At 50.0% G+C, this 1163-nt stretch carries 2 tRNA genes and 3 rRNA genes; all 5 read right to left on the reverse strand.

The annotated features are described in order from the left end of the window. Nucleotides 1-95, reverse strand: a 23S ribosomal RNA gene (locus tag M2444_RS33420); the annotation flags it as partial. Between the two features lie 240 nt (nt 96-335). Continuing rightward, nucleotides 336-411 (reverse strand) — tRNA-Ala (locus M2444_RS33425). 20 nt (nt 412-431) lie between these two features. Next, a tRNA-Ile gene (locus M2444_RS33430) sits at nt 432-508 on the reverse strand. Between the two features lie 36 nt (nt 509-544). Further along, nucleotides 545-661 (reverse strand): 5S ribosomal RNA (rrf, locus tag M2444_RS33435). Between the two features lie 124 nt (nt 662-785). Further along, nucleotides 786-1163: ribosomal RNA gene (locus tag M2444_RS33440) — 16S ribosomal RNA — on the reverse strand; the annotation flags it as partial.

The following is a 1163-nucleotide window of genomic DNA, read 5'->3' on the forward strand; positions in this document are numbered from 1 at the left end:
TGCTTACAGCTCCCCGAGGCAGTTTCGTTGTTCGCCACGTCCTTCGTCGGCTCCTGGCGCCTAGGCATCCTCCGTGTGCTCTTATTAGCTTAACCAATTGCTCTGGTTATTGGCTTATTCGCTCATCTTGTTTTAAACAGCGCTCTCGAATAAATCCGTTCGCATTTCTGTTTAAAGCCAAAAGTCGCTTACAATCCAAAACCTTCGCTCAGCATCACTATTAATTCTTCACTTGTTTACACAAGTTTAGCTTAAAAGATGTTCTAAAACGCAAATTCGTTTCGGTATCCAGTTTTCAAGGATCAATGTTTAAAGAAGGTATTAAATTAAAATTATGGTGGAGCCAAGCGGGATCGAACCGCTGACCTCCTGCTTGCAAGGCAGGCGCTCTCCCAGCTGAGCTATGGCCCCATAAAAGATATAAAGTTATATGGTGGGCCTTGGTGGACTCGAACCACCGACCTCACCCTTATCAGAGGTGCGCTCTAACCAACTGAGCTAAAAGCCCATATAACATTGTGAATCAACCAAAGAATGGTTGTCCGCTTGGCGGCGTCCTACTCTCCCAGGACCCTTCGGTCCAAGTACCATCGGCGCTGGAGGGCTTAACGGTCGTGTTCGGGATGGGTACGTGTGGAACCCCTCCGCTATCGCCACCAAACGTATATGAAAGAGACTTACTCTTTCAAAACTGAACACGAGTGAGTGTTCGAACCCGAAGGTTCTATTTTGGAAGTTTAACTTCCGATTTGAATGTCTCCATTGCAGGAAACGATTCTCCATAGAAAGGAGGTGATCCAGCCGCACCTTCCGATACGGCTACCTTGTTACGACTTCACCCCAATCATCTACCCCACCTTCGGCGGCTGGCTCCCTTGCGGGTTACCCCACCGACTTCGGGTGTTGTAAACTCTCGTGGTGTGACGGGCGGTGTGTACAAGACCCGGGAACGTATTCACCGCGGCATGCTGATCCGCGATTACTAGCAATTCCGACTTCATGCAGGCGAGTTGCAGCCTGCAATCCGAACTGAGACCGGCTTTGATGGGATTGGCTTCACCTCGCGGCTTCGCTTCCCGTTGTACCGGCCATTGTAGTACGTGTGTAGCCCAGGTCATAAGGGGCATGATGATTTGACGTCATCCCCACCTTCCTCCGGTTTG

This window comes from Paenibacillus sp. PastF-3, from assembly GCF_029893135.1.
Classification (GTDB): domain Bacteria; phylum Bacillota; class Bacilli; order Paenibacillales; family Paenibacillaceae; genus Paenibacillus_AQ; species Paenibacillus_AQ nitricinens.